20 protein-coding genes and 1 pseudogene are annotated in these 26,945 nt (G+C 74.2%); 10 read left to right on the top strand and 11 right to left on the bottom strand.

What is annotated here, in order from left to right; genetic code table 11:
- Positions 1–139: 139 nt before the first annotated feature.
- Both B073_RS0135935 and B073_RS42335 read left to right on the top strand, forming a co-directional pair.
- Positions 140–1,363, top strand: a complete 1,224-nt coding sequence (locus B073_RS0135935; RefSeq protein ID WP_018542894.1) for a cytochrome P450 family protein — start codon at positions 140–142, stop codon at positions 1,361–1,363.
- Between the two features lie 209 nt (positions 1,364–1,572).
- Positions 1,573–2,544: a D-alanyl-D-alanine carboxypeptidase family protein gene (locus B073_RS42335; RefSeq protein ID WP_202487962.1), complete on the top strand. Its 972-nt coding sequence runs from the start codon at positions 1,573–1,575 to the stop codon at positions 2,542–2,544.
- A gap of 58 nt (positions 2,545–2,602) precedes the next feature.
- Here B073_RS42335 and B073_RS0135945 read toward each other — a convergent pair whose 3' ends face one another.
- From B073_RS0135945 to B073_RS44970, 5 genes and pseudogenes are all read right to left on the bottom strand, one after another.
- On the bottom strand, positions 2,603–3,166 hold the full coding sequence (locus tag B073_RS0135945) for a DUF309 domain-containing protein (protein WP_018542896.1): 564 nt from the start codon (positions 3,164–3,166) through the stop codon (positions 2,603–2,605).
- 84 nt (positions 3,167–3,250) lie between these two features.
- Positions 3,251–3,580 carry a DUF427 domain-containing protein gene (locus B073_RS0135950; RefSeq protein ID WP_018542897.1) on the bottom strand — a complete coding sequence of 110 codons (330 nt, stop codon included), beginning with the start codon at positions 3,578–3,580 and terminating at the stop codon, positions 3,251–3,253.
- A 116-nt stretch (positions 3,581–3,696) separates the two neighbouring features.
- Complete coding sequence (locus tag B073_RS0135955) at positions 3,697–4,476, bottom strand: GNAT family N-acetyltransferase (protein WP_018542898.1); 780 nt, start codon at positions 4,474–4,476, stop codon at positions 3,697–3,699.
- Between the two features lie 110 nt (positions 4,477–4,586).
- Positions 4,587–5,036, bottom strand: coding sequence for a thioesterase family protein (locus B073_RS42340; RefSeq protein WP_051094392.1), 450 nt, complete (start codon positions 5,034–5,036; stop codon positions 4,587–4,589).
- A gap of 44 nt (positions 5,037–5,080) precedes the next feature.
- A pseudogene (locus B073_RS44970) lies at positions 5,081–5,377 on the bottom strand (helix-turn-helix domain-containing protein); the annotation flags it as partial.
- 281 nt (positions 5,378–5,658) lie between these two features.
- Between B073_RS44970 and B073_RS0135965 the strand changes: the two are divergent.
- The 5 genes from B073_RS0135965 to B073_RS0135985 all read left to right on the top strand — a co-directional run bounded on the left by B073_RS0135965 (position 5,659) and on the right by B073_RS0135985 (position 13,648).
- On the top strand, positions 5,659–7,722 hold the full coding sequence (locus B073_RS0135965; RefSeq protein WP_018542901.1) for a SpoIIE family protein phosphatase: 2,064 nt from the start codon (positions 5,659–5,661) through the stop codon (positions 7,720–7,722).
- 76 nt (positions 7,723–7,798) lie between these two features.
- Entirely contained in the window at positions 7,799–9,181 is a 1,383-nt protein-coding gene (locus tag B073_RS0135970) for a glutamine synthetase family protein (protein ID WP_018542902.1), read from the top strand.
- Entirely contained in the window at positions 9,181–10,374 is a 1,194-nt protein-coding gene (locus B073_RS0135975; protein ID WP_051094393.1) for an amidohydrolase family protein, read from the top strand. The genes B073_RS0135970 and B073_RS0135975 overlap by 1 nt, the downstream gene beginning before the upstream one ends.
- 124 nt (positions 10,375–10,498) lie before the next feature.
- Positions 10,499–11,740 (top strand): MFS transporter, encoded by a 1,242-nt coding sequence (locus B073_RS0135980; protein ID WP_086023878.1) that lies wholly within the window; start codon positions 10,499–10,501, stop codon positions 11,738–11,740.
- A 507-nt stretch (positions 11,741–12,247) separates the two neighbouring features.
- The gene (locus tag B073_RS0135985; protein ID WP_018542905.1) at positions 12,248–13,648 is read left to right on the top strand and encodes an NADP-dependent succinic semialdehyde dehydrogenase; all 1,401 of its coding nucleotides are present in this window, start codon (positions 12,248–12,250) and stop codon (positions 13,646–13,648) included.
- A 340-nt stretch (positions 13,649–13,988) separates the two neighbouring features.
- Here the strand turns inward: B073_RS0135985 and B073_RS0135990 are convergent, their stop codons facing one another.
- From B073_RS0135990 to B073_RS0136000, 3 genes are all read right to left on the bottom strand, one after another.
- Positions 13,989–16,136, bottom strand: a complete 2,148-nt coding sequence (locus tag B073_RS0135990; RefSeq protein WP_018542906.1) for a SpoIIE family protein phosphatase — start codon at positions 16,134–16,136, stop codon at positions 13,989–13,991.
- A 63-nt stretch (positions 16,137–16,199) separates the two neighbouring features.
- On the bottom strand, positions 16,200–16,985 hold the full coding sequence (locus B073_RS0135995; RefSeq protein ID WP_018542907.1) for a crotonase/enoyl-CoA hydratase family protein: 786 nt from the start codon (positions 16,983–16,985) through the stop codon (positions 16,200–16,202).
- Positions 16,985–18,634: an acyl-CoA dehydrogenase family protein gene (locus B073_RS0136000; RefSeq protein ID WP_018542908.1), complete on the bottom strand. Its 1,650-nt coding sequence runs from the start codon at positions 18,632–18,634 to the stop codon at positions 16,985–16,987. Before B073_RS0136000 ends, B073_RS0135995 begins: the two co-directional genes overlap by 1 nt.
- A gap of 83 nt (positions 18,635–18,717) precedes the next feature.
- On the opposite strand from B073_RS0136000, the gene B073_RS0136005 reads away from it, so the two are divergent.
- Together B073_RS0136005 and B073_RS49170 are read left to right on the top strand one after the other, a co-directional pair.
- Positions 18,718–19,467, top strand: coding sequence for a PaaX family transcriptional regulator C-terminal domain-containing protein (locus B073_RS0136005; RefSeq protein ID WP_018542909.1), 750 nt, complete (start codon positions 18,718–18,720; stop codon positions 19,465–19,467).
- Positions 19,468–20,259: 792 nt separating this feature from the next.
- A complete protein-coding gene (locus B073_RS49170) occupies positions 20,260–21,018 on the top strand; it encodes a transglycosylase family protein (RefSeq protein WP_106732065.1) in 759 nt (252 codons plus the stop codon).
- A gap of 220 nt (positions 21,019–21,238) precedes the next feature.
- On the opposite strand, the gene B073_RS0136015 is transcribed toward B073_RS49170, so the two are convergent.
- Positions 21,239–22,672 (bottom strand): amino acid permease, encoded by a 1,434-nt coding sequence (locus B073_RS0136015; RefSeq protein ID WP_018542911.1) that lies wholly within the window; start codon positions 22,670–22,672, stop codon positions 21,239–21,241.
- 78 nt (positions 22,673–22,750) lie between these two features.
- Positions 22,751–23,920 carry a lactonase family protein gene (locus tag B073_RS0136020; RefSeq protein ID WP_018542912.1) on the bottom strand — a complete coding sequence of 390 codons (1,170 nt, stop codon included), beginning with the start codon at positions 23,918–23,920 and terminating at the stop codon, positions 22,751–22,753.
- Between the two features lie 257 nt (positions 23,921–24,177).
- Here B073_RS0136020 and B073_RS42345 point away from each other — a divergent pair, with 257 nt between their 5' ends.
- On the top strand, positions 24,178–25,266 hold the full coding sequence (locus B073_RS42345) for a tetratricopeptide repeat protein (protein ID WP_018542913.1): 1,089 nt from the start codon (positions 24,178–24,180) through the stop codon (positions 25,264–25,266).
- On the opposite strand, the gene B073_RS0136030 is transcribed toward B073_RS42345, so the two are convergent.
- On the bottom strand, positions 25,160–26,584 hold the full coding sequence (locus tag B073_RS0136030; protein ID WP_018542914.1) for a lipase maturation factor family protein: 1,425 nt from the start codon (positions 26,582–26,584) through the stop codon (positions 25,160–25,162). The two genes, B073_RS42345 and B073_RS0136030, sit on opposite strands and share 107 nt — an antisense overlap.
- Between the last annotated feature and the right edge of the window lie 361 nt (positions 26,585–26,945).

Consider the following 26,945-nt stretch of genomic DNA (forward strand, 5'->3'; position numbering starts at 1 on the left):
GAGCGTCTTGATAGCGGAGCTATCGGGATGGTTCGGCAACGCCGCGTGGGGGCACCTCCCAGCGTTAGCTGGGGGAGTGCCGTGCCAGACACCGCGGGGCAGGCGGGACTTCGGACTCACTCATCTAGGCTCGGACGCCATGCAGAACACCGCCGAGACCGGCCCCGACGCCCCCATCGACACCACCCCTCTCCTGGACGATCCGTACACCGCCCTCGCCGCGCTCCGCGAAGCCGGCCCGGTGCACCGCATCACCGGCACCGACGGGCAGCCCGCCTGGCTGGTCACCCGCTACGACGACGTCCGCAGCGCCCTGGCCGACCCCCGGCTCTCGCTCGACAAACGCCACGCGACGCCCGGCAACTACCGCGGCTTCTCGCTGCCGCCCGCCCTCGACGCCAACCTGCTCAACATGGACCCCCCGGACCACACCCGGATCCGCCGCCTGGTCGTCAAGGCGTTCACCCCGGGCCGGGTCGAGGCACTCCGCGGACCCGTACAGCGCATCGCCGACGAACTGCTGGACGCCATGGCCGCGAAGGGCCGCGCGGAACTCGTCGCGGACTACGCCGGACCACTGCCCATCACCGTCATCTGTGATCTGCTCGGCATCCCCGCCGAGGACCGCCGCAACTTCCTGGCCTGGTCGGACGCGCTCATCACTCCCGACCCCGGCCGTCCGCAGGCGATGAAGGAGGCGATCGGCGCGATGCTGGAGTTCTACACCGCGCTGATCGCCGCCAAGCGCGCCGAGCCCGGCGACGATCTGCTCTCCGACCTGATCGCGGTCCGCGACGACGCCGCGGGCACCACGGACGCCGACCGGCTCGGCGAGGACGAACTGACCTCCCTGGCCTTCCTGATCCTCTTCGCCGGCTACGAGAACACCGTCCAGCTCATCGGCAACGCCGTCCTCGCCCTCCTCGACCACCCCGAACAACTCACCGCGTTGCGCCGAAATCCAGCCGAAGTCACCCCCGCCGTCGAGGAGTTCCTCCGCTACGACGGACCGGCCGCCCTCGCCATCCGCCGCTTCCCCGTTGAGGACATGGAGATCGGCGGCGTCCGGATCCCCGCCGGAGAGAGCGTGCTGCTCTCGCTCGCGTCGGCCAACCGCGACCCCCACCGGTTCCCCGCCCCGGACCGGCTGGACCCGGCCCGCGACCTGTCCGGCCACCTCGCCCTGGGACACGGCATCCACTACTGCCTGGGCGCACCGCTGGCCCGGATGGAGGCGGAGATCGCCATCGGTGCCCTCATCAGCCGTTTCCCCGGGCTGCGCCTCGATGTGCCGCGGGACGAAGTACGGCATCGCCGCACCATCCGGGCACGTGGCCTGATTTCGCTGCCCGTGGCCTGGTAATCCGAGAACGCACAAGTTTTTGATGCGTAACCGTTCAGACATGCGGTAGAAAAGTCCTGTGACCCGCCCGGTGTGCATCCCCCGTCGCACCGGGCGGGTCCTTCTTTGCGTCTGCGCAGCCCCCGCGACCCGCCGGCCGGGCGACCACCCCTTGGCCCGTCTGGCGCACCCGCGCTGCGCCCACCGCCGGCCCTTCTTAGCGTGATCCCATGGCATTTGACGCGCTTGTGTCCAAGAAGGCCGGTGCGCTGGCAATGATCGCCGCCGCCGGTGTGTCCCTGACCCCCATACCGGCCGCCGCCCGCTCCGCCGCGACGACGGCCCGTCAGCCCGCCGCCCACTCCCGGCACCTGCGCCGCGACCTCACCGCCCTGGCCTGGCTGGTCGCCGACGTCAACAGCGGCAAGGTGCTGGCCTCCAAGAACCCGCACCGCAAACTCCCCCCGGCCAGCACCCTCAAGACCCTCTTCGCGGTCACCGTACTGCCCAAGTTCTCCGCCAAACGGGTGCGCCAGGTCACCGCCGCCGACCTCTCCGGCCTCGGCTCCGGCAGCAGCGTCGTCGGCATCCGCCAGGGAGGGCGCTACACCGTCGCCGACCTCTGGAACGGCGTCTTCCTTCGCTCCGGCAACGACGCGGTGCACGTCCTCGCCGCCATGAACGGCGGCTGGTCGACCACCGCCCGGGAGATGCAGCAGACCGCCCACCGGCTCGGCGCACGCGACACCACGGTCAAGTCCCCGGACGGCTACGACGCCCCCGGCCAGGTGTCCTCCGCCTTCGACCTGACGGTTTTCGCCCGCGCCGGCCTCGCCAACGAGGAGTTCGCCCGCTACTGCTCCACCACCCGCGCCGGCTTCCCGGCCGCCGGCGGCGGCACCGCCCAACTGGAGAACACCAACCGGATACTGGTGGGCTCGCACGGAATGCCCCGCTACCCCGGCATCATCGGCGTCAAGAACGGCTACACCAGCAAGGCCGGCAACACCCTGATCGCCGCCGCCCGGCGCAACGGCCACACGCTGATCGCCACCGTGCTCAACCCCCAGTCGGGCGAGGCCAACGGCGTCTACAAGGAGGCCGGGGCGCTACTGGACTGGGGCTTCGACCACGTGGCGCACTCCGAACCGGTCGGCCGGAGCGGGCGCGATGACGAGGAGGAGGAAGAAGAGGACTTTTAGGGGAGGGCTTTGAGGGGCGCTGGGAGCCGTGGTCCACGGGGGCCCGGGGGAGGGGACCTCAGGCGGGCTCGCGCAGCCGGGGAGCCGAGCCGGCGGCCGAGACCGGACCGGCTGCCGGACCGCTCTCCGGGGCGTCCCCTGCCAGGCGCCCGGTCAGCTCACGCGCCCAGGCCGTCAGCCCGCCGATGTCCACGCCGTACGGCCCGGCAGCGGCATACGGGGCGATGGCCGCGGCACCCCGCTCCAGCAGCGCGGCGCCCCCCGCGGCATTGCCGCGCGCCGCATGGGTGAGCCCCACGGCGAGCTGCGCCAACCCCCGCCAGAGCGCACGTTCGGCCTCGGGGGCGGCCTTCCAGGCGTCCTCCAGCACCTCATGGGCATGGAAGGGCTTCCCGTCGTCCAGCAGCCGCTGCGCCTCCGCCAGCGTCTCGTCCGGTGTACGGGACACACCCTCGGGCTGCCGGGCGACCCCCGGGGAACCGTAGGGCAGCGGGCGGCCCAGCCCGTCGCGGGGGCGGGCGTTACGGGCCCGCCCCCGCGCGTCGCGGTCACGGGGGCGCGGCGCGGGGGCGCCGCCCTCCTCGTTCCGGGTGGGCTGTCGGGGGTCCTCCGGGGCATTCACCCTTCGATTGTGCGCCGTGGAACGGTGCCGCCGTCACAGCGGGGCTCCGGCAGGCCGCACACCGCCCCGCGCGGACTCGCTCATCTAGGCCAACTGCACCTCGTAGAAGCAGAAATGGTCCTTGATCTCCGCGACGCCGTCGTGCGGCTCGGGGTAGGCCCAGACCAGGTCCTCGGGGCCCTGTTCGAGTGACCAGTAGGAGGCGGTGCCCTTGAAGGGGCACACCGTATGGGTCGCGGAGGGCGTCAGCAGATCCGTGCGGACATCCTCCGGAGGCAGGTAGTAGCGCACCGGGCAACCGGTCTCGAAGAGCAGCAGCGGGCGCCGGCTCTCCGCGAGCACCTGCCCGTTCACCACGACCCGGACGTGCTCGGTGCCTGGCTTGATCTCAATGCGATGGCCTTGCGTGGACACAACCCTGATCTCCGTTCGCGAGTCGGTCGGTACATCCTCAGGGTCGCATCCGGGACGGGTTCAGGGAGATCCCTGACGCGGTCGCATCCCGCGATCCGCAGAGTGTGAGACATGACCTACGACACGTTCTCAAGTGGGGTGAGGGCATGTTCGGTGAAGTGGCCGCAGGAGCGGAAGCCCAGCCGGCGGTAGAGGGGTTCGCCGTCCGCGGACGCCTGGAGGACGGCGATGCGGGTGCCCTCGGCGCGGGCCGTGTGCAGTGCGGCCAGGGTGAGGGCGGTGCCATAGCCGTGCCGGCGGTGTGCGGTCAGGGTGCAGATGTTGTAGATCCCGGCGACGCCGGCGTGGTGGAAGACCTCGGCCGAGGCGACCGGGTGGCCGGCGGCGTAGCCGACGAGATAGCGGGCCGGACTGCCGGGTGCGAGTGCCTGACGGGCGGCCCGGTCGTAGAAACGGCGGACGGTGTCGGCGGGCGGGTTCCAGTTCGCGCCGAGGACCGTGGCGTAGTGCGAGAGCTGTTCGGGGGTGGTCACCTGCCGGATGTCCAGGAGGTCGGGAGACGGGGAAGGGAGGGTGCCGTCGAGTTCGGCCCACATGGCCGTCTCGTGTGCGGACGGGGGAAGGCCGGCGTCGGCCAGCCGGGCGGTCAGGTCCGGCGGTGTCGAGGCGGGGCCGACCCACCAGGAGAAGGGGCGGCCGCTCCCGGCCACCGCCCGCACGGTCGCGGAGATCCGTGCCCCGGCGGTGGCGGGGGTGAAGCGGGCCGCGGCGACGATGTTGAAGGTGTCGTCGGCAAGACCGCTGTCGGCGACGAGGAGGTCGCCGGCCTCCGTGACGGTCGCGTCTGCCAGGTTCCGGTGCAGATGGCAGGCGTGCTCGGCCAGGTTCCGTTCCATCCTGGCCGACAGCTCGCCTGCATCGGGGAGAGGAGTGTGCTCATGACGCATGGTTGCTGATCAGAACATGTCCGGGTCCGGGAGGCACGCCGGTTTCGGTGCGCGCGGCGTCAGTGTCGTGCGCGGCCGGGTCGGCTGCCGACGGGGCGAATGCCGTGGCCGGCCCAGTGCGGGGCCGGTGTGGTGAGGGCGGTGAGGCGGTCGCGGGTGGTGTCGGGGAACGGGGCGGCGCTTCCCTGACGCCGGTCGACGCGGAGGGTGAAGAGTTCCTCGGTCGCCACGGGATCGCCGCTGGGGTTGCCGGCGGGATCGCAGCGGTACATCTCGTGGAGGACGCGGAGTTTCTTGGCGGCCACGCCCAACACCGTGGTGTGGACGGCCAGTTGGCTGCCTCGGGGGACCTGGTCGAGACAGCGGACGTGAGCCTTGACGGTGTAGAGCGAGCAGCCGGTGCGTGCGCGGTAGTCGGCGTCGAGGCCGGACGCGTCCATCAGGGCGTCGGTCGCGAAGCCGAAGACCAGGACGTAGTACGTCTCGCTGAGGTGGCCGTCGTAGTCGATCCAGTCCTCCTGGACGACCTGACGAAAGAGGGGGAGGGGCGGGGGAGGGGGCGGCCGCCTTCGGGGACGGTGGCCGGGCCGTGCTCGGGCGGTGCCGCGGGGCGTTCCGGGGCGCCGAGCAGCCAGCCGGTGTCCACCCCGCCGATGTCGGCGATCCGGACGATCTCGGCGAGCGCGGAGCGCCGGGTGCCGCCCAGTGACCGGGACAGCTTCGAGGGGTCCATCACGATCCGGCGGGCGAACTCCCGATGGCTGCAGCCGAGCCGCGTGATCACCTGCCGGACGCGCTCGGTGACGTCTCCGGCGTCGTCGGCGATCCGGCCCCCGGGGTCTTCCTCCATGGCCGGGGACGCTGACAGGGCGAGAACATCGCAATGGTTCGGGTAGGGGTTGTCGGAGAAATAAGCAGCTCTGTGGCGGTGCGGAGGGTGATGTTGAGGTAATGCTGATGCGGGAGTCAGTGGCGTGGCGGGTGGGGAGCGGGTGGGGTGACAGGTGGGGTGGTGGGCGGGGCGGCGGACGGCGTGGCGGAAGCGGCGCACGGCTGCATCCTGAAATCTCTGGAAATCTCTGGAAATCTCTGGACGAGCCGCAACAAGGATGAATGTGGCAAAGTGACGGCATGGCTGACCGGGGAGCGCAGCGGCCCACCGTGTCGGTGCCGGACGACTGGCCCGCCCACCCGGACCTGACCCTGGCGCTCAACGGCATGGGCGGCTTCGACTGGGACCTCGACAGCGGGCTGATGCATCTGGATCCGCCCGCGCTGGAGGTTTTCGACCTCCGGCCGTCCGAGTACGACGACCGGCCGGAGAGCCTCGGCTGCCGGGTGCCCGGCTACGAGGCGGCCCGGCTCGACGCCCTGGTGGCCCGCGCCCTCAAGGACGGCAGCCATTCCTACGGCGCCTACTTCCGGGTCCGGCTCCGGGACGGCGCGCTGCGCTGGACGCACGCCCAGGGCAGCATCCGCCGCGACCCCACCGGCCGGCCCCGCCGCATCATCGGCGTGGTCCGGGACGCCACCGACGAGTACGCCCAGGCCGCCGAGCGGCTCGCGGTCACCGAGGAGCGCCGCCGGCACACCAGCATCGTCGAGCGCACCACCGCCGCCCTGGCGCACGCCCGCACGGTCGGCGAGGTGATCGGCGTCCTCGCCGACGAGCAGGGGCTGAGCCGGCTGGGCGCCGAGAACATCATCCTGGGCCTGGTCGAGGCCGGCCGGATCCGGCTGGTCTCCGAGGGCCGGGCGGGCAGCTTCGTCCCGGACCTGGAGTACACCAGGGTCGGCGACGAGTTCCCGATGAGCGAGGTGGTGCGGACCCTCACCCCGCGGTTCGTGCACAGCCGTGAGGAGTTCCGCACCCACTACCCGCGGCTGTGGCCGGCCGTCGAGCCGCTCAACGTCAGCTCCGGCGCGTATCTGCCGCTGATCGCCCAGGGCCGCCCGATCGGCGTGATCGGGCTGTTCTTCGAGCGCGAGAGCGACTTCCGGGACCAGGAGCGCAATGTGCTGGTCGCGCTGGGCAGCAGCATCGCGCAGAGCCTGGCCCGGGCGATGCTCTACGACCAGGAGCACGAGATCGCCGCCGGCCTCCAGCAGGCGATGCTGCCGCGCCGCATCCCTGGCTTCCCCGAGGCGCAGATCGCGGTCCGCTACCGCTCGGCCCGGATGGGCCGGCACATCGGCGGCGACTGGTACGACGTGATCCCGCTGCCGGACGGCCGGGTCGCCGCGGTCATCGGCGATGTCCAGGGCCACGACACCCAGGCCGCCGCCCTCATGGGGCAGCTGCGGATCGTGCTGCGCGCCTACGCCGCGGAGGGGCACGCACCGGCCACCGTGATGGCCCGGGCCTCGGCGTTCCTCAACGAACTGGACAGCGACCGCTTCGCCACCTGCACCTACGTCGACGCCGACCTGAGCACCGGCGCCGCCCGTTTCGTCCGGGCCGGCCATCTCGACCCCATGGTGCGGCACGCCGAGGGCATCTGCCGCCGGCTCCCGGTGGCCGGCGGGCTGCCGCTCGGCCTCTCCTCCGAGTTCCGGCTGCTGGACTACCCCGTCACCACCGTCCACCTGGCCCCCGGCGACACCCTGGTGCTGTGTACGGACGGCCTGGTGGAGGAACCGGGGGGCGATCTGGACGCCGGACTGCGGCAGCTGGCCCGGGAGGTCCGGGACGGCCCGCAGGACGTCCAGCAACTGGCCGACCGGCTCTGCGAGTCGGCGGACGGCCGGCCGGGCGAGGACGACATGGCGCTGCTCCTGCTGCGCCGGCTCGGTCCGCCCGAGCACGACACGGTCGGCCGCTTCCGGCAGCACGTCGCCCCGGCCGATCCCGCGGGGCTCGCCACCGCCCGGCACATGATCCGCGCCGCGGTCCGCGCCTGGGGCTCCGGCGAGCGCACCGAGGAGATCGAGCTGGTCGCCGACGAGTTGATCACCAACGCCCTGCTGCACACCGACGGCGAGGCGGTGGTCACCGTCCGGATGCCGCACGGCGCCGAACGGCGGCTGCGGGTGGAGGTCGAGGACGGCTCCAGCAGCCTGCCGCGCCGCCGCGAACCAGGCGAGGCCGGCGTCTCCGGCCGGGGCCTGCTGCTCGTCGACCGGCTTGCTGATGTGTGGGGGGTGGAACCGCGCGGCGGCGGAAAGTGCGTATGGTGCGAGTTCAACTGCCCCTGACCGGGAAGGCCCTGGCCCGACCGGCGCAGCGGGTACGGGCGCCGAGGGATCGGCACGGCCACGTGAGGACTGCACTATGGGATCGCGGGCGGAACAGCGCGAGAGCGCCCGCCAGTCGGCGGCGCGACTTGACGCGGAGGGGGTCGGCAATGTCGCGCTGACCTGGGTGGACAACGCGGGCATCAGCCGCGTCAAGGCGGTGCCGACGCAGCGGCTGGCGGACGCCGCGGCACGGGGCGTCGGCATGTCGCCGGTGTTCGACGTCTTCACCTCCGCCGACGGCATCACCGCCTCCGACCACCTCGGCGGGCCCGACGGCGATCTGCGGCTCTTCCCCGACCTGGACCGGCTCACCGCCCTTGCCGCGCAGCCGGGTTGGGCCTGGGCGCCGGCCGACCGCTACGACCAGCTGGGCCGGCCGCACCCGGCCTGCCAGCGGCTGTTCGCCCGCCGGATGGCCGACCGGGCGGCGGCCGCGGGCCTGGAGCTGCGGATGGGCTTCGAGACGGAGTGGGTGGTCGCCCGCGTCCCGCAGGGCCCCGCCGACGCCGGGGAGCTGGACTACCCCACCACCGCCCCCGCCTACGGCATGGCCCGGGTCGTGGCACTCTCCGACTACCTCCGCGACGTCACCGAGGCCCTCACCGTCCAGGGCGTCGAGGTGCTCCAGCTCCATCCCGAGTACGCGCCCGGCCAGTTCGAGGTCAGCACCGCGCCCGCCGACCCGGTGCGCGCCGCCGACGACGTCGTCCTGGTCCGCGAGACGATCCGCGCGGTCTCCGCCCGGCACGGGCTGCGCGCCTCCTTCGCCCCGTCCGTCGTCGCCGGCGAGGTCGGCAACGGCTGCCATCTGCACCTCGGCCTCTACCGCGACGGGACGAGCCTGCACCGGGCCGCCGGCGCCGACTGGTCCCTGGCGCCGGACGCCAGGGCGTTCCTCGCCGGCGTGCTGGACGCCCTGCCCGCCCTGCTCGCCATCGGCTGCCCCTCGCCCGCCAGTTACCTGCGGCTGCTGCCCTCCCACTGGGCCGGGGTCTACCAGTGCTGGGGCGTGGAGAACCGCGAGGCCGCGCTCCGGCTGGTGGTCGGCGCCCCCGACGAGCCCGACGGCGGGCACGCCGAGGTCAAGCCCTTCGACGCCGCCGCCAACCCCTATCTCGCGGTCGGCACGGTGATCGCCGCCGGGCTGCACGGCATCGACACCGCGGCCCGCCTGCCCGCCCCGCAGACCGGCGACCCCGGTGTCCTCGGCGTCCGCGAGCGCGCCCGGCGCGGCATCGTCCGGCTGCCCGCCACCCTCACCGAGGCCGCCGACCGGTTCGAGAAGTCGGCCCCGCTGCGCGAGGCGCTCGGCGAGGTGCTGCACGGCGCGGTGCTCGCGGTCCGGCGGGCCGAGGAGGCCCACTTCGCCGCGTACGAGCCGGCGGAGATCGCCGCCGCCACCCGCTGGTGCTGGTGATGGCCGCGGACGCCCCGGGGCCCGGCGCCCCCGACGTGCTGCACGGACTCCCGCCCCTGGTGGACCACCACTGCCACGGGGTGCTCCGCCACGAACCGGACCCGGGGACGTTCGCCGCCTTCCTCACCGAGTCGGACCGGCCGCCCGCGGCGGGCACCACGTTCCTCGACACGCAGACCGGCTTCGCGGTCCGCCGCTGGTGCCCGCCGCTGCTCGACCTGCCCGCGCACTGCCCGCCCGAGCACTATCTGGCCCGCCGCCGCGAACTGGGCCCGGACGAGACCCGGCGGCGGCTGCTCTCCGCCACCGGGATCGGCGCCTACCTCGTCGACACCGGCCTGCCCGGCGACCTGACCGGGCCGGCGGAGACGGCCGGCGCGGGCGGCGGCACCGGACACGAGGTGGTGCGGCTGGAGGCCCTGGCCGAGCGGACCGCGGCCGGACACCGCGGGCGCGGCGGCGGGGCCGTCACCGCGGACGCCGCCGAGGAGTTCACCGACGCCCTGGACCGCGCCGTGCGCGCGGCGGCGCACACCGCGCCCGCCTTCAAGTCGGTGGCCGCCTACCGCCACGGCCTCGCACTGGACCCCCGGCAGCCCGGCCCGGACGCGGTGCGCGCCGCCGCCCGCGACTGGCTCGCCGCGGGCGCGCCCCGCCTCGCCGACCCCGTCCTGCTGCGCCACCTCATCTGGCGGGCCGTCGCCACCGGCCGCCCGCTCCAACTCCACACCGGCTTCGGCGACCCCGACCTGCGGCTGGACCACGCCGATCCGGCGCTGCTCACCGACCTCGTCCGGGCCACCGCGGACACCGGCACCGACCTGGTGCTGCTGCACTGCTACCCGTACCACCGGCAGGCCGCCTACCTCGCCGGGGTCTTCCCGCACGTCTACGCCGACGTCGGGCTGACGCTCACGCACGTCGGCCCGCGGGCGCCCGCGGTGCTCGCCGAGTTCCTGGAGCTGGCGCCGTTCGGCAAGCTGCTGTTCTCCACCGACGCCTACGGGCTGCCGGAGCTGTACGTGGTGGGCAGCGCGCTGTTCCGGGCGGCGCTGGGGGAGGTGCTGGGCGGGTGGACGGCGTCCGGGGCGTGGTCGGAGGCGGACGCCCGGCGGGTCGCGGCGATGCTGGCGGCGGACAACGCACGGCGGGTGTACGGACTGGACGGCGACGGCGGGGAGGGCGGTCGGTAAGGGGCGCTCGCGCCATGCGCCTATTCCATCGCGGCCGGGCGGCGTGGTTTACTGCCGCGTGCCCAGTACAACGACCTCCGACGCCCCGGCCGGCGACCAGGCCGGAAAGGGCGAGAAGCCCCGAATACCGCTGCGCGGACGGATATTCGCCGACCTGACCCCGCTGCGCACCTCGCCCGACTACCGCCGCCTGTGGTGCGGCAACACCGTCTCCTGGATGGGCCAGCAGATGACCGCCCTCGCGGTCTCCCTCCAGGTCTACGCCCTCACCCGCTCCACCTTTGCCGTCGGCCTGGTGGGCCTGTGCTCCCTGGTCCCGCTGGTTGTCTTCGGGCTCTACGGCGGCGCCGTCGCCGACACCGTCGACCGCCGCAAACTGGGCCTGGCCAGCGCCGCCGGCGCCACCGCGCTGTCCGTCACACTCGCCGCCGCGGCCCTGGCCGGCTACCACCACGTCTGGCTGCTCTACACCGTCGTCGCGCTTCAAGCCGTCTGCTTCGCCATGAACTCCCCGGCCCGCTCGTCGATGATCCCCCGGCTGCTGCCCACCGAGCAGCTCCCGGCCGCCAACGCCCTCCAGTCGCTCACCACCAACCTCGGCCTGATGGGCGGCCCGATGCTGGGCGGCGTGATCGTCGGCCTGTGGGGCTACCAGGCGGCCTACCTCATCGACGTCGTCGCCTTCACCGCCTCGCTCTACGCGATGTGGCGGCTGCCCGCGATGCGGCCGGACCAGGGCGAGGGGCCGGCCCGCCGGGCCTCCGTCCTGGACGGCCTGCGCTTCCTCGCCACCCGCCCGAACCTGCGGATGACGTTCTTCTCCGACCTCGCGGCGATGGTGCTGGCCCAGCCCCGCGCGCTGTTCCCGGCCATCGCCGCGCTGTGGTTCGGCGGCGACGCCAAGACCGTCGGCCTGCTGGTCGCCGCCCCCGCGGTCGGTGCCGTGCTGGGCGGGCTGTTCTCCGGCTGGCTCGGCGGCATCCGCCGGCACGGCCTGGCCATCCTGCTCTCGGTGGCGTCCTGGGGCGCGGCCGTCGCCGCCTTCGGCCTCTCCCGGCACCTGTGGCTGGGCCTGTTCTTCCTCGCCGCCGCGGGCTGCGCGGACACCGTCTCGATGGTGTTCCGCAGCACCATGCTCCAGGCCGCCACCCCGGACGAGATGCGCGGCCGCCTCCAGGGCGTCTTCATCGTGGTGGTCGCCGGCGGCCCGCGGCTCGGCGACTTCCTCGCCGGTTCCGCGGCCGACCTGACCTCGCCCGCCGTCGCGGTGGTCGGCGGCGGCCTGGCCTGCGTTCTGGTCGTGACCGGGCTGGGGCTGGGCCGGCGCGCCTTCGCCCGCTACGACGCCCGGGACCCGCGGCCGTGAAGCCATGACGCCCTGGTGAGGGCGGCCGGGCCGGACGGTGGCGGAACCCGGCCGGCCCGGACCCGGAGTCCGCCGTGCACACGGGCCATGAACGGGCCAGACTCGGGTACGGGGGCTGATAAGCCACCTGTCGTCTCGAACCGGAGGCCCGTCGTGCAGCGGCAAGAGTCCGTCCGCCGTGACCGCACACCCGACTGCGATCGGCAGCCCCCGCCGATCCCCCCGGACCCCGGAGGCCCACCGCCCGGGCCCGGCCCGGAGCCACCGCCCGGCCCCGTCCCGGAGCCGCCACCGGGCCCCGTCCCGCCCGAACCGCTGCCGGGGCCGCCCGAACCGCCGGCGCCGCCCGAGCCGATCCCCCCGGAGCCCTCACCGGTGCCACGCCCGCCCGGACCCGACCCCGACCCGGTCCCGGAGCCGTCCCCGGCCCCCCGGCCGCTCAGCCGAACGCCGTCCCCGTAGGGCGCACCACCGCGCCCCGACCACTCCGCCAAGGAGGTGTCGCACATGGCGATCGCCACGGTCAACCCGGCCACCGGCGAGACCCTCAAGACCTTCGACGCGCTCAACGCGGGCGAGATCGAGGACCGCCTGGTCCGCGCCGACCAGGCGTACCAGATCCACCGCACCACGTCCTTCGCCCGCCGCGCCGAACTCCTGCACCGCGCCGCCGACCTGCTGGAGGCCGACAACGACGGCATCGCCCGCACCATCACCACCGAGATGGGCAAACCCCTCGCCCAGGCCCGCGCCGAGGCCGCCAAATGCGTCAAGGCGATGCGCTGGTACGCCGACCACGCCGAGGCGCAGCTCGCCGACGAACGGCCCGACCCCGCCGACGTCCACGACTCCGGCGCGGTCCGCGTGGTGGTGCGCTACCGCCCGATCGGCACCGTCCTCGCGGTGATGCCGTGGAACTTCCCGCTCTGGCAGGTCGTGCGGTTCGCCGCCCCGGCCCTCATGGCCGGCAACACCGGACTGCTCAAACACGCCTCCAACGTCCCGCAGACCGCGCTCTATCTCGAGGAGCTGTTCCGCCGCGCCGGCTACCCCGACGGCTGCTTCCTGACCCTGCTGATCGGCTCCGGCGCCGTCGAGGACGTCCTGCGCGACCCGCGGATCGCCGCCGCCACCCTCACCGGCAGCGAACCCGCCGGCCGCTCGGTCGCCGCCATCGCCGGCGACGAGATAAAGAAGACCGTCCTCGAACTCGGCGGCAGCGACCCCTATGTCGTCCTCCCCTCCGCCGACCTCGACAAGGCCGCCCGGGTCGCCGTGACCGCCCGCGTCCAGAACAACGGTCAGTCCTGCATCGCCGCCAAGCGGTTCATCGTCCACAACGACGTCTACGACGCCTTCGCCGAACGGTTCACCGCGGGCATGGCCGCGCTGACCGTCGGCGACCCGATGGACGAGGCCACCGACGTCGGACCGCTCTCCAGCGAGCAGGGCCGCTCCGACCTGGAGGAACTGGTCGACGACGCGGTCCACCAGGGCGCCCGGGCGCGGTGCGGCGGCCGCCGCCCGCCCGACCGCCACGCCGGGTGGTTCTACGAGCCGACCGTGCTCACCGGCGTCACCCCGAGCATGCGGATCCACCGCGAGGAGGCGTTCGGCCCGGTCGCCACGCTCTACCGCGTCGCCGACCTGGACGAGGCGATCGCACTCGCCAACGACACGCCGTTCGGCCTGAGTTCCAACGCCTGGACCCGGGACGCCGACGAACAGCGGCGCCTGGCCCGGGACCTCCAGGCCGGCGGGGTGTACTTCAACGGCATGACCGCCTCCCACCCCGGCCTGCCGTTCGGCGGCGCCAAGCGCTCGGGCTACGGCCGGGAGCTGTCCGGCCACGGCATGCGCGAGTTCTGCAACATGACGACGGTGTGGTACGGGCCGGAGGAGGGGTGAGCCGGCCCGGTGGGCGGGGGAGCCGCGTGGGCCGGATCAGGGTGCGGCCCACAGGGGGACGGTCGGCCCAGCACCCGGGCCCGCGCCCGGGCCTCGCCCACCTGCCGTTTCACCAGCTCGATCGGGACGGCGGAGAAGCCCACCCCCCGGCAGCCCCCGCGCGGGGGCGGTGAGCGCCGCCCACAGACCCTGGAGGTCGGCCGCCACCGACGGGATGCCCGGCAGGTCCGGGCTGGTGAAGCGGCTCGTCCCGATCAGCACGGCGCGTGAGCCGGGCCCGTTCCGAAGGCAGTGCTTGGGCGGGGTGCGACCGGCCATCTCCCGTACGGGATAAGGGAGTTCAGGCTCCGTTTCCGGCCGGGACGTCCGGCAGTACGAACTCGCACCACAGTGCCTTGCCGGAGCCGCGCGGCTCCGCACCCCATCGGTCCGCCAGCGCTTCCACCAGCAGCAGCCCCCGCCCGGAGGTCGCCGTCTCGCCGGGCCGGCGGCGCCGCGGCCACTGGCTGGACCGGTCCTCGACCTCCAGCCGGATGCGGCGCGGGCTGCCGGGCAGCAGCTCCACCGAGACCAGGGCGCCGCTCTCGGTGTGGGTGAGGGCGTTGGCGATCAGCTCCGAGGCGGCCACCTCCACGTCGTGGGTGACCTCGCCCGCCCGCCACTGGTCCAGCGTGCGGCGCAGCGCCGAGCGGACCTCCGCGGTGCCCGCCGGGTCGGCCTGGTGGACGTGCAGCCGCATCCGCGGGGTCGCCGCCTCCCCGGGGATTGCGCTGCGGTGCAGCAGCAGAAGCGCCATGTCGTCGTCGGAGCCCGGCTCGGCCCACAGGTGGTCGGAGAGCCGGTCGGCCAGCGCGTCCAGCGCCGCCGGCCCGGCGCGGACCGCGGCCGAGAGCGCGTCGATGCCGGCCGTGATGTCCCGGCCGGGCTGCTCCACCAGCCCGTCGGTGCACAGCAGCAGCGTCGAACCGGGCTCCAGGAACAGCTGGGTCTCCGGGAAGTGGTCCTGCCCGAAGGTGGTGGCCAGGCCCAACGGCAGCCCGCCGCTGATCTCCGGCCAGTCGATGTGCCGGGCGGCGCTGCAGATCAGCGGGCCCAGGTGCCCGGCCCGGGCCAGGTGCAGCGCCCCGGACTCCAGGTCGGCCTGGACGTAGGTGCAGGTCGCGAACCGCTCGGTCTCCAGCTCCGCCAGGAAGCGGGAGGCCCGCACCAGCACCGTCTCCGGGGCGTGGCCCTCGCTCGCGTAGGCGCGCAGCGCGATCCGCAGCTGGCCCATCACCGCCGCGGCGTGCGTGTCGTGCCCCTGGACGTCGCCGACCACCAGCCCGGTGCGGCCCTGCGGCAGCGCGATCACGTCGTACCAGTCGCCGCCGACGTCCCGGCCGACGCTCGCCGGGTGGTAGCGGACGGTGACCTCGCCGCCCGCGATGGGCGGCAGCAGGCGCGGCAGCATCGCCGCCTGCAACCCGGTCGCGAACTCCCGCTCCTGGTCGAAGAGGGTGGCCCGCTGCAGGGACTGCGCCACCACACCGGCCAGCGCCAGCGCCAGGTTCCGGGCCTCCGGCGACTGCACCGCCGGCTCGTGGTTGAACAGCCCCAGCGCCCCGAGGACGGTGTCCTGCGCGATCAGCGGCAGGAAGGCGGCGCTGCCGGTCGGCAGCACGTCGACGTACGGGCGCAGCCGCGGAAAGCGCGCGATCAGCTCGCCACGGGTGCTCAGGAAGCTGGGCCGGCGGGAGCGCACCGCCTCGGACAGCGGGAGGGTGTCGTCCAGGCGCGAGTGCGTCAGGTCGGCGGGCACCTCGCCGTCCAGCCCCGCGGCGGCGATCACCTCGAACCGGTCGTTCTCGACCAGGCCCAGCACCAGGGCGTCCGCGCCGAACCGCCGGGCGCCGCCGGCACCGGTCAGCACCCGCGTCACGTCCGGCACCGACAGCGCGCGGGCCAGCGCCGCGGTGGTCTGCTGCACCATCACCGTCTGCCGCTGCCGCTCCTGCTGGAGGGAGCGCAGCAGCGCCGAGTCGGCCAGTTCGCTGGTGGCCTCCCGGACGATGCCGATGATCCGGTACGCCACGCCCCGCGCGTCGTGCAGGATCCGGCCCTGGGAGTGCGTCCAGCGCCGGGTGCCGTCGCGGCACTGGACCCGGAAGTACGCGCCGTAGGCGGAGTTGCCGTCCTGCAGGGCCTGGGAGAGCGCCGCGTCCAGCCGCAGGCCCTCCTCCGGCGGCACCCGGGAGATCAGCGACATCGGCGCGCCGTCGTACTCCCCGGGCCGCAGGTCGAAGACCTCCATGGCGCCGGGGTCGAGGTCCATGCGGCCGGCGTCCAGGTCCCAGTCGAAGGTGCCCATGCGGTTGAGCGACAGCCGTTCCCGCAGTCCGATCGGCTCGTGGTGGGACACCCCGGGTGCCGCCTCCTCGACCCGGGGCGTGTCCCGGTCGGCACGGGGGTCGTAACCCTCCGCGGAGGGGTCGGGGGGCCGCTCGGCCATGCGAACACCTTAGGCGGGGGCCCGGTGACCCGCATTCCCGGGCCGGTGACCCCGGCGACGGCGTCACGGGGCGTCGTCGGCCGCCCCGTGCCGGCCGGCGCCCGCCGCGAACCGTGCCGCGCCCGCCAGCCCCTCCGCCAACACCGCCTGCCCGTAGCGGAGTTCGTTCGCCAGGGCGGTCTCCTCGTCCCGGCCCTCCTGGTCGAGCAGGGCGGCCCGGTCGCTGCGCAGGCACGCCTGGGGGAGGCGGGCCAGCTCCGCGGCCAGCCGTTCCGCCGCGGCGCGGGCCGTGCCGGTGGGGACCACGCGGTTCACCAGCCCCATCTCCAGGGCCTCCGCGGCCGGCACCGGGCGCCCGGTCAGGACCAGGTCCATCGCCCGGCCCGTGCCGATCAGCCGGGGCAGCCGCACCGTGCCGCCGTCGATCAACGGGACGCCCCACCGCCGGCAGAACACCCCCAGGACCGCGTCCTCCTCCGCCACCCGCAGATCGCACCAGAGCGCCAGCTCCAGGCCGCCGGCCACCGCGTGCCCGGCGACCGCCGCGATCACCGGTTTGCCGAGCCGCATCCGGGTCGGGCCCATCGGGCCGTCGCCGTCCGGCGCGACGCGGTTGCCGCGGGCGGTACCGACGGCCTTGAGATCGGCACCGGCGCAGAACGTGCCGCCCGCGCCCCACAGCACCGCCACCCGCGCGTCGTCGTCGGCGTCGAACGCACGGAAGGCGTCCGCGAGTTGGCGGGCCGTCGGGCCGTCCACCGCGTTCCGGGCGACCGGCCGGGACAGCACCACCGTCGTCACCGGCCCGGCCCGCTCGACCCGTACGGCGGCGTCCGCCGCGCCCGCCATCAGGCGGTGTCCCCGCCGGTCCGGGCGCGCCCGAGGATCGCGGCGAGGTCGGCGCCGGGCGGCAGGGTGCCGAAGGCGTGGCCCCACTCGCCGTCCAGCCGGGAGGCGCAGAACGCGTCGGCGACCGCCGGGGTGCTGTGCCGCACCAGCAGCGACCCCTGGAGCACCAGCGCCAGCCGCTCCGCCAGCGAACGGGCCATCAGCTGCGCCCGCTCGGAATCGCCGAGCCCGCCGAGCAGCTTGCGCAGCCCGGCCACCGCCGCATCCAGCCGCCGGTCGGCGCCGGCCGCCGCCTCGACCTCGGCGAAGTAGGCGTCCAGCGCCTCCGGTGCGCGGGTCAGCGCGCGCAGCACGTCCAGCGCGGCGACATTGCCCGAGCCCTCCCAGATCGACAGCAGCGGGGCCTCGCGGTACAGCCGCGGCAGGCCCGACTCCTCGACGTAGCCGTTGCCGCCCAGGCACTCCAGCGCCTCCGCCGCATGGGTGCTGCCCCGCTTGCACACCCAGTACTTCCCGGCCGCCAGCGCCAGCCGCCGCAACGCCGCCTCCCCGGCGTCGCCGGCCTGCGAGCGGTCCACCGCGGCCGCCAGCCGCATCCCCAGCACGGTGGCCGCCTCCGACTCGACGGCCAGGTCGGCCAGGACCGAGCGCATCAGCGGCTGCCGGTCCAACTCCCGCCCGAACGCCCGCCGGTGGGCGGTGTGGTGCAGCGCCTGCCGCAGCCCCGCCCGCATCCCGGCCGCCGACCCCAGCACACAGTCCAGCCGGGTCATGTTCACCATCTCGACGATGGTCCGCACCCCGCGGCCCGGCTCGCCGACCGGCCAGGCGACCGCGTCCTCGTACTCGATCTCGGAGGAGGCGTTGGAGCGGTTGCCGAGCTTGTCCTTCAGCCGCATCAGTCGCAGGCCGTTGCGCGCGCCGTCCGGCAGCACCCGCGGCACCAGGAAGCAGCTCAGCCCCTCGTCGGTCTGCGCCAGCGCCAGGAAGACATCGCTCATCGGCGCCGAGGTGAACCACTTGTGGCCGGTGAGGCGGTAACTGCCGTCCCCGGCCGGCACCGCCCGGGTGGTGTTGGCCCGGACGTCGGAGCCGCCCTGCTTCTCCGTCATCGACATGCCCGCGATCAGACCGCGCTTGGTGAGCGGGGCGCGCAGCCCGAAGTCGTAGCTGCGGGCGGCGAGCAACGGCTCGTACTGTGCGGCCAGTTCCGGGGCGGCGCGCAGCGCGGGCACCGCCGCGTAGGTCATCGAGATCGGGCAGCCGTGGCCGGGCTCGGCCTGCGACCAGACGTAGAACTTGGCGGCGCGCACCAGATGCGCCCCCGGGCGCCCGTCGGTCCACGGCGCGGCGTGCAGCCCGTGTTCGACCGCGGTGGTCATCAGCCGGTGCCAGGCCGGGTGGAACTCCACCTCGTCCACCCGGTGCCCGTACCGGTCGTGGGTGTGCAGCCGGGGCGGCTGCTGCTCCGCCCAGCGCGCCTGGTCCTGCACCTCCGCCGAACCGGCCAGTGCGCCGAGCGCGACCACCTCCGGCTCGCCCCAGGCGCCGCCCTCCCGGCGCAGCGCCTCCACCAGCGCCCGCTCGTCCGCGGCGCTGAAATCCCCCAGCGGCGGGGCCTGATTGGTTACCTCATGGGTGACGGTCATATCCTTGACGTTACAGATCCCCTACGAATGAAGGAAGAGCGTAAGGCCGTAAGCCGGTACCGAGCCGTAGACTTTCCGCACCCATGAACGACGCCCCGCCCGCCCTCCGCCCGCTGACCGCCCGCTCCGTGGTGCTGAGCACCCTCCTCGGCCACCACCCGCCCCGGCTGCCGGTGCGCGTCCTGGTACGGGTCGGCGAACTCTTCGGCATCGCCGAGGGCACCGTCCGGGTCGCCCTCTCCCGGATGGCCGCGGCCGGCGACCTCCGCCAGAGCACGGGCGGCTATGCGCTGACCGCCCGGCTGCTGGCCCGGCAGGCCCGGCAGGACGAGAGCCGCACACCGCGGACCCGCCCGTGGCACGGCGCCTGGGAGATCGCGGTGGTCACCGCGGACGGCGGCCGGCCGCCCGCCGAACGCGCCGCGCTGCGCCAGGCGATGGCCGCGCTGCGGCTGGCCGAGCTGCGCGAGGGCAGCTGGCTGCGCCCCGCCAACCTCGACCGGCCCCGCCCGGCGGTGGCCACCGCGCAGTGCACATGGTTCACCGGTGCCCCCGACGGCGACCCGGCCGCGCTCGCCCGCGGCCTGTGGGACCTGGACGGCTGGGCGGCGCACGCCCGGGAACTGCTGGCCGCGCTGGACCGCGCCGCCACCCCCGCCGACCGCTTCACCGTCGCCGCGGCGGTCCTCCGCCACCTCCTCACCGACCCGCTGCTGCCCGCGCCGCTGTTGCCGGACGCCTGGCCGGGTGCCCTGCTCCGCTCCCGCTACGACGTCTTCGAGGCCGAATTCCGGGAGCTGCTCCGGCACTTCCTGGAACCCGTCGAGGGCTAGGGCGCTTCTGACGGATCTCCGCGGCGTCCACGGAGACCCGTCACAAGAGCCCTAGATCCTCAACCGCGGGACAGGCCCTGGTCGTTGCCAGTGCGCTTGCCCCGCGCACGTGCCACCCCGTTGGCGCGGCGCTCCCGGGCCCCCGCGGGCGGCGGGTCGGCGGGGTGGAGGGGCGCACGGGCGGCGCGGTGACGCGCGGGGATGCGGGGCATGCGGGCGCGGGCGGGGGCGCACGGAGCGGGTCGCCCGGGACGGGGCCGGTGCGCCGGGCCGGTTCGCGCCGCGCCGCGGGCCGGCGACCGCGCCACGGCCTGCCAAGTTCAGGTAAAGGCCGGGTGGTTGCACCGCCCCGACGGCCGTGCGCGGTGTGTGCAGCCCCCGCCGCGCGTATGCACCGAGGCGGGCGGATGCACAGGGCGTAACCCCCCGGGGGCGAACATATGAGCGATTCTCGCCCGATCCGGCACCCCGGGCACGAGGGGTGCGCCCCTACCCGCCGGGTCCGTGCGCCATGCGGAGGATTTCATCCCCCTTCCGATGGCGAGGGGGCAGGCCGGCCGTCGGAGGCGCTACCGCGCGCTCTGCCGGTGTCGACGCGGCCCGTGGTTGTCTCTTCCTCGTCGAATTCGACAGCCCGGAAAAACACCCGACGATCCCGAATCCCAGATCTCAGAATCCCAGAACTCGCCGAAATCGCTGACATCTCTGCGCGCCCACCGAAATACCGGTATCTCCGGTATTCGGCGCGAGCGACACCTCAGTACGCACAGCACAAGCGACGGGAGCACGCACATGGAAACTCAGCAGGTGCCGGAAACGCAGGAATCGCCGGAACCCCAGGTGTGCCGGGCGGCGGAAACCCGCGAACCGGCGGACCGGGCCGCTCGCGGCGAGGCACTGCGCGGCCGGGGGGCCCGCGGCGTCACCGCGGCCGCCGTCCTGCTGGCCGCCGGCGCGCTGGGCGCGGTCTCCGAGGAGCCCGCCGAAGCCGCCAACAGCGGCACCTGGGACCGCCTGGCCCAGTGTGAAAGCGGTGGCAACTGGCGGATCGACACCGGCAACGGCTTCTCCGGAGGGCTGCAGTTCGGCCACTCGACCTGGCGTTCCTACGGCGGCGGGGCCTACGCGGGCCGTGCCTCCCGGGCCACGCGGGAGCAGCAGATCCAGGTCGCCGAACGGGTGCTGGCCCGCCAGGGCTGGGGCGCCTGGCCCGCCTGCTCGGCCTCGCTGGGGCTGCACGGCGCAGCCCGCGGCGGCCGCGTACACATCCTCCCGGCCCGGCCGAAGGCCGTCCCCCGGCACGCCCACGGCCACCACCACGGGCCGCAGGTGCAGTCCCACCACCAGGTGCACCCCTACAAGAAAGCACCGCACCGGATTTCCGGCGGTGTGGTGGTAGTCAATGCAGGGGACACCCTGAGCGGAATCGCCGTCGTCCACGGAAAATCCTGGCGGGAAATCTACCGGCAGAACCGCCAGATTATCGGCGAGGACCCGAACCTCATCTACCCGGGCACCCGTCTGCACGTCGAAGTCTCCGGCCAGAGGTGACGGCCGGCGGCTGACGCGCCGCCGCAGACAAGCCTCTGCGGAAGAGGTCCACGGGAATCCAGAAAGGGGATACCGAGGGGAATGCTGAGGGAATCGACGGGATTTCCGCAGCATTTTCCGGGGGATTCCGGGGGGAATTTCCGGGGGTTTCGGAAGCCGAGGTGCGAGGGGGGAGGGCCGGCCGTCCGTGGCGCCGCGGACGGCCGGTCCGGGAAAGGATCTACTTCCGCCGGACCCGCCGGCGGATTTCATAGGCGGCCAGTACGACACCGAGCGTGAGCAGGCTCAGCCAGAACTGCGCCCGGCTGTCCGGCAGTACCGCCATCGCCCCGATCACCAGTGCCATCAGCGCCACGGTCAGCCGGCTGAGCCAGGGGAAGCCCCACATCCGCAGGGTGAGCCGCGCCGGTTCCGTGCGTTCCAGCCGGCGCCGCATCCGCAGTTGCGTCACCGCGATCGCCAGATAGACGAACAGGGCAATGGCGCCATAGGAGTTGATGAGGAAGGAGAAGACCACATCCGGAGAGAGCCAGGCCGCGAGTACCGACAGATAGCCGACCGACGTCCCGGCCAGCAGCGCCCGGCGCGGCACCCCGCTCGCCCCGACCTTGGTGAGGCCGCGCGGCGCGTCCCCGTTGCGGGTGAGCGCGAAGAGCATCCGGGACGAGGTGTAGAGCGCGGAATTCAGGCAGGAGAGCACCGCCACCAACACGATCGCATTCATCACCGTGCCGGCCGCGGGCACCGCCAGCCGGTCCAGCACCGCCGCGTACGGGCTCACCTCGATCGCCTTCGACGTCCACGGCACCACCGCGACCACCACGAGGACCGACAGCACATAGAACGCCACCACCCGCAGCACGATCGAGCGGATGGCGTTCGCCACCGCCCGCTCCGGCTCGACCGATTCCGCCGCGGCGATGGTGACGATCTCGGTGCCGGTGAAGAAGCCGACACAGGGCACCACGGCGGCCAGCACGGCGCCGGCGCCGGCGGGCGCGAAGCCGCCGTGCGCGGTCAACCGGTCCAGCCCGCCGCCGGACCCGGGCCACAGCCCGAGCACGAAGAGCGCGCCCAGGAAGAGGAACACCACGATCGCCACGACCTTGATCGACGAGAACCAGTACTCGAACTCGCCGTAGGAGCGGGCCGACACCAGGTTCGTCGCCGTCAGCAGCGTCAGCAGCACCAGGCTGACCGCCCACAGCGGCACCCCGGGCAGCCACAGCCGGATGATCCGGCCGCCCGCCACCGCCTCGACGGCGACCACGACGACGAAGAAGTACCAGTACAGCCAGCCCACCGCGAACCCGGCCCGGTGCCCGAGGGTCTCCCGGACGTGCGCGTAGAAGGAGCCCAGCGCCGGGCGCGCCACGGTCATCTCGGCGAGCATCCGCATGATCAGCACGGTCAGTACGCCGGCCGCCAGGAACGACACCACCGCGGCCGGCCCGGTGGACCGGATCACCACCCCGCTGCCGACGAACAGCCCGGCTCCGATCACCCCGCCCAGCGCGATCAGCCGCATATGGCGGCGCTTGAGGCCCTGCCGCAGGCCGGTGCCGGCGGAGTCCGCCGCCGGGTCGGCCGGGCCGGGCCGCGGCGCCGCGGTGTGAGGCGCGGCACCGCCGGAGGATGTCGTTCCCGTACTCATGGGGCGCGACGCTAACGTGCCAATCCTGCGGGGCTGTTGCCGCAGTGTTTCAGCCCCGCCCGGCCAGTCGGGAGCCGGTCACAGCGGCAGTGCGCAGACCGCCATCGGCGCCGTGAACGGCTCGCCCGCCCGGGCCAGCGTCCCGGTCCGGGCGTCCACCGCGAAGACCGTCACCGATCCCGACTTCTGGTTCGCGGCGAACAGCCACCGCCGGTCCGGCGAGAACGCGATCTGCCGGGGGAAGTCGCCGCCCACCGGCACCGTGTCCAGCAGCCGCAGCCGGGCGCCGCCTTCCTCGACGGCGTACCGGGTGAGGCTGTTGTCGCCGCGGTTGGCGAGGAAGGCGAACCGGCCGTCGCCGGTGACCAGGATCTGGGCCGGATGGCTGACGACCCCCGGTGCGGTCCCGGTGGACTGCGGCGCCCCCGGCGCGAGCCGCCCGCCGCGCGGGTCGTAGCCGCAGACCACCACGGTGTTGTCGACCTCGTTCGCCAGATAGGCATGCCGGCCCGAGGGGTGGAACGTCAGATGGCGGGGGCCGGCGCCCGGCCGCAGCGAGGCGTACGCCACCTGGGACAGCGTCCCGGCCCGCGGGTCGAGCCGGTAGGTGTAGACGGTGTCGTTGCCGAGGTCCACGGCCAGCACATGACGGCCGTCCGGGGCGGTGACGATCTGGTGCGCGTGCGGCCCGGTCTGCCCGGGGCCGGGCGGCGGGCTGTCGTGGACGACCAGGTCGGTGCGCGGGCCCAGCGCCCCGGTGCGGCGGTCGATCGGATGGACGGCCACGCTCCCGGAGAGGTAGTTGGCGCTCAGCAGCCACCGGCCGCCGGGGTGCACCGACAGATGGCACGGCCCGGCGCCGCCGGTGGGCCGGCTGCCCAGCACCACCGGCCCACTGCCGCGCCGCAGCGCGACCGCCGTCACCGCGCCGTCCTCCTGCTCGTCGACCGCGTAGAGCGTCCGGCTGTCCGGAGCCAGGGCCAGGTAGGAGGGGTCGGGGACGCCCGGGAGCACGCCGGTGGCGGTGAGGGCGCCGGTTCCGGGGTCGTAGCGGGCCAGGCCGATGCCGGTGCCGCCCCCGGGTTTCGAGGTGTACGTCCCCAGGAAGAGCGGCCGCGGCCGCCGCCGCCCGGCCCACGCGGGACCGCCGCCCCCGGCCGCCACCGCGGCTCCGGCCGCGCCCGCCGCGAGCGCCCCGGCGAATCTCCGCCGCCCGATCCCGCCGCGCGCCTCTGCCGCCTCGCCCATGCCACACCTCCGGTCCGGAACGGTGCCCACCCGGCAGTCAGGGTGGCCCGAGCCCCACCACCCCGCAAGGGCACGGCACTTGACGTCCCATCAGCCACCGCCACCCCGGGAACCCCGTACATCCCGATGATGACCCCCACCCGGCACGTAGCACTCCAGTCGTACGCGCAAACACATACGCGGACGGATTCGCCGCACCCCACACCTTGCATACGTTCGTGACCAAGGAAAACGCATGATCGAGAGGTCGCGGATCGATGTACGGCAAGGCATTCGCCCCGGAGTACCAGGGCGAACTGGGCTCGGCGCTGAGCGTGAACTCCTCCTACGAGGAGGTACTGGCCACGGCGCACCGGACACTCGCCGACGCGGACACCGCGCTGGAGCGGTCCCGGGCCCAGCTGGCCGTCGCCGAGGCCAACCGGCGGCTGGGCCGGGCGGACGCCGCCGGCACCGCCTGGCGGACCGCCTACCGCAGCGGCCGGACCGCCGGCGACCCGGCCGCGATGGCCTGGGCCCTGTGGAGCGGCGGCACCCTGGCCCGCCAGTGCGGTGCCCTGCCGCTGGCCCGGCGGCTGCTCACCCACGCGGTGACGCTGGCCGAGACCGGCGGCGACCGCCTCGCGCACGGCTACTCCCTCGCCGGCCTCGCCGAGACCGGCCGGATACAGGGCGACTACGAGGCCGTCGCCGAGCTGCACGAGCAGCTCCTGGCGCAGGCCCGGGCGCACGGCGAGGCCCGGCACATGGTCTGGGCGATGTCGGGCATCGCCCAGATGCACCGCAACACCGGCGAGCACGACAGGGCCCTGGAACTCTTCGAGGAGTCCGCCCGGATCGCCGCCGAGGCCGACGACTTCCGCGGCCGGGCCTGGTCGCTGCGCGGCGTCGCCGACGTGCTGTCCGTCCGCGGCGAGCCGGACCGGGCGCTGGCCCTGCTCTCCGAGGCGGAGACGATCTGCCGCACCATGGACCTGGCCGGCGCGCTCGCCTACAACCACAAGATGCGCGGCAACGTCCTCTACCGCGCCGGCCGCTACGCCGAGGCCCGCGACACCTACACCCTGGCGCTGGGCGAGTTCCGCGCGATGGAGGAGCCGCGCGGCGCGGCGCTCTCCCGGCTCGGCCTGGCCAAGGCCCGCGCCCGCCTGGGCCACGACCGCACCCGTACGCTGCACGAACTCGACGCCCTGGAACGGGACTTCGCCCGCATCGGACTGCGGCACGCCCGCGAGATGGTCATCGCCTTCCGGGCAGAGCTGACCGCGACACCGGCGGCAGGAACTCCTGCTCCGCGCTCCGGTGCCACCACTCGCCGGTCTCCCGCAGTTCCCGCCAGGTCGTGAAGCGGTAGCGGAAGACCCGGGCCCGCACCCGCGCGGGCGGCAGATCGGGGAACGGATTGCGGCGCAGCAGCCGCAGGGTGTCCGGGTCGTTCTCCAGCAGCCGTGCCACGAACGGCAGGAACCACGACCGGGCATAGCCCGGCGAGAGCGCCGCGAACCACATCAGCCAGTCCAGCCGCAGGTGGTAGGGCGCGAACTGGCGCGGCAAGTGGCCCGGGGCCCCGGGCTTGCCGTGGAACTCGTAGGCGTGCCAGGTCGTGTCGGGGCCGGAGACCGCGTCCTCGGTGCCCTCGACGACGATCTCCCGGCGGACCCGGGTGATGCTGCCGAACGCACCGTAGGAGTTGACCAGGTGCAGCGGCTCGTAGGAGGTGTTCATCAGCTGGCCCCGGGACACCAGGTTGCGCGCCGGGCGGTGGCTGAGCGCGACGACGCCGGCCGCGGCGGCGCTCACCACCGCCTCGAACCACACCGGCGCGGCGCCCGGTGCCGGCGGCGGGCCGCCCCACAGCGGGGCGGCGGCCGACAGGGCCAGCGCGATGGTGATCCAGTTCAGCCAGGCGAAGTTGCCGGACAGCACCAGCCACAGCTGGGTGGCGGCCATCCCGAGGGCCGCCCACCCGGCGACCGGCTGCGGGGTGAACAGCAGCACCGGCAGGACGAGTTGGGCGACGTGGTTGGCGGCCGTCTCGACCCGGTGCAGCGGCTTGGGCAGCCGGTGGAAGAACCAGCTGAGCGGGCCCGGCATCGGCTGGGTCTCGTGGTGGTAGTAGAGGCACGTCAGGTCGCGCCAGCAGCGGTCCCCGCGCATCTTGATCAGCCCGGCGCCGAACTCCACCCGGAAGAGCAGCCAGCGCAGCAGCCACATGACCAGCACCGGGGGAGCGGTGTCGGCGTTGCCGAGGAAGACCGCCAGCACCCCCGACTCCAGCAGCAGCGTCTCCCACCCGAAGCCGTACCAGGTCTGCCCGACGTTGACGATCGACAGGTACATCGCCCACAGCACGGCCCACATCGCCATCGCCGCCCCCAGCGGCACCGCGTCCGCCGCCCCGGCAGCCACCGCCGCGGCCAGCGCCGCCCCGCTCCAGGCCCAGCCCGCGAAGAAGCGGTCGGAGTAGTGCAGCTGGAAGACCGACGGGGACAGCCGGAACGGCACCCGCGCGGTGAAGTCCGGGATCGGCAGCATCCCCCGGGAGCCCAGCAGCGCCCGGAACTGACGGGCCGCGGCGACGAACGCGACCAGGTAGAGCACGGCGAGCAGCCGCTGGAAGACCAGCCGCCCGAGCCATGAACCGGGATCAGAGAACCATTCCACCCGCCCATGGGTAGCACCGGGGCCACCGGCCGGGGAGACGGCGCGCGGAACGCGGCCCGCGCCCCGGCCCCATCTGTCCACGTTAGGGAACGGACCCGCGCCGGCAACCGGGGAGCCGCGCGGGCGGTGCGAAAGAGGGGGGCTGACAGCCGGTCGGGTGAATGACACAGCGTGGCCGCGGGCCCGCGGCGGGCCGTGGCACCCGGGCGCTTTTTCCGCCTTCGCACGACGTGTCGCTATCACCGGAAAAAGCCGAGCGGACCCCGAGCGGCGCCGATATTCTGGAAGGCGACGGACGACCCTCCTGGGAGACGCCAACACCATTGGCCCGTCGCGGGAACGCCACAAACCCTGGCCGACC

This window comes from Streptomyces sp. MspMP-M5, assembly GCF_000373585.1.
GTDB lineage: Bacteria > Actinomycetota > Actinomycetes > Streptomycetales > Streptomycetaceae > Streptomyces.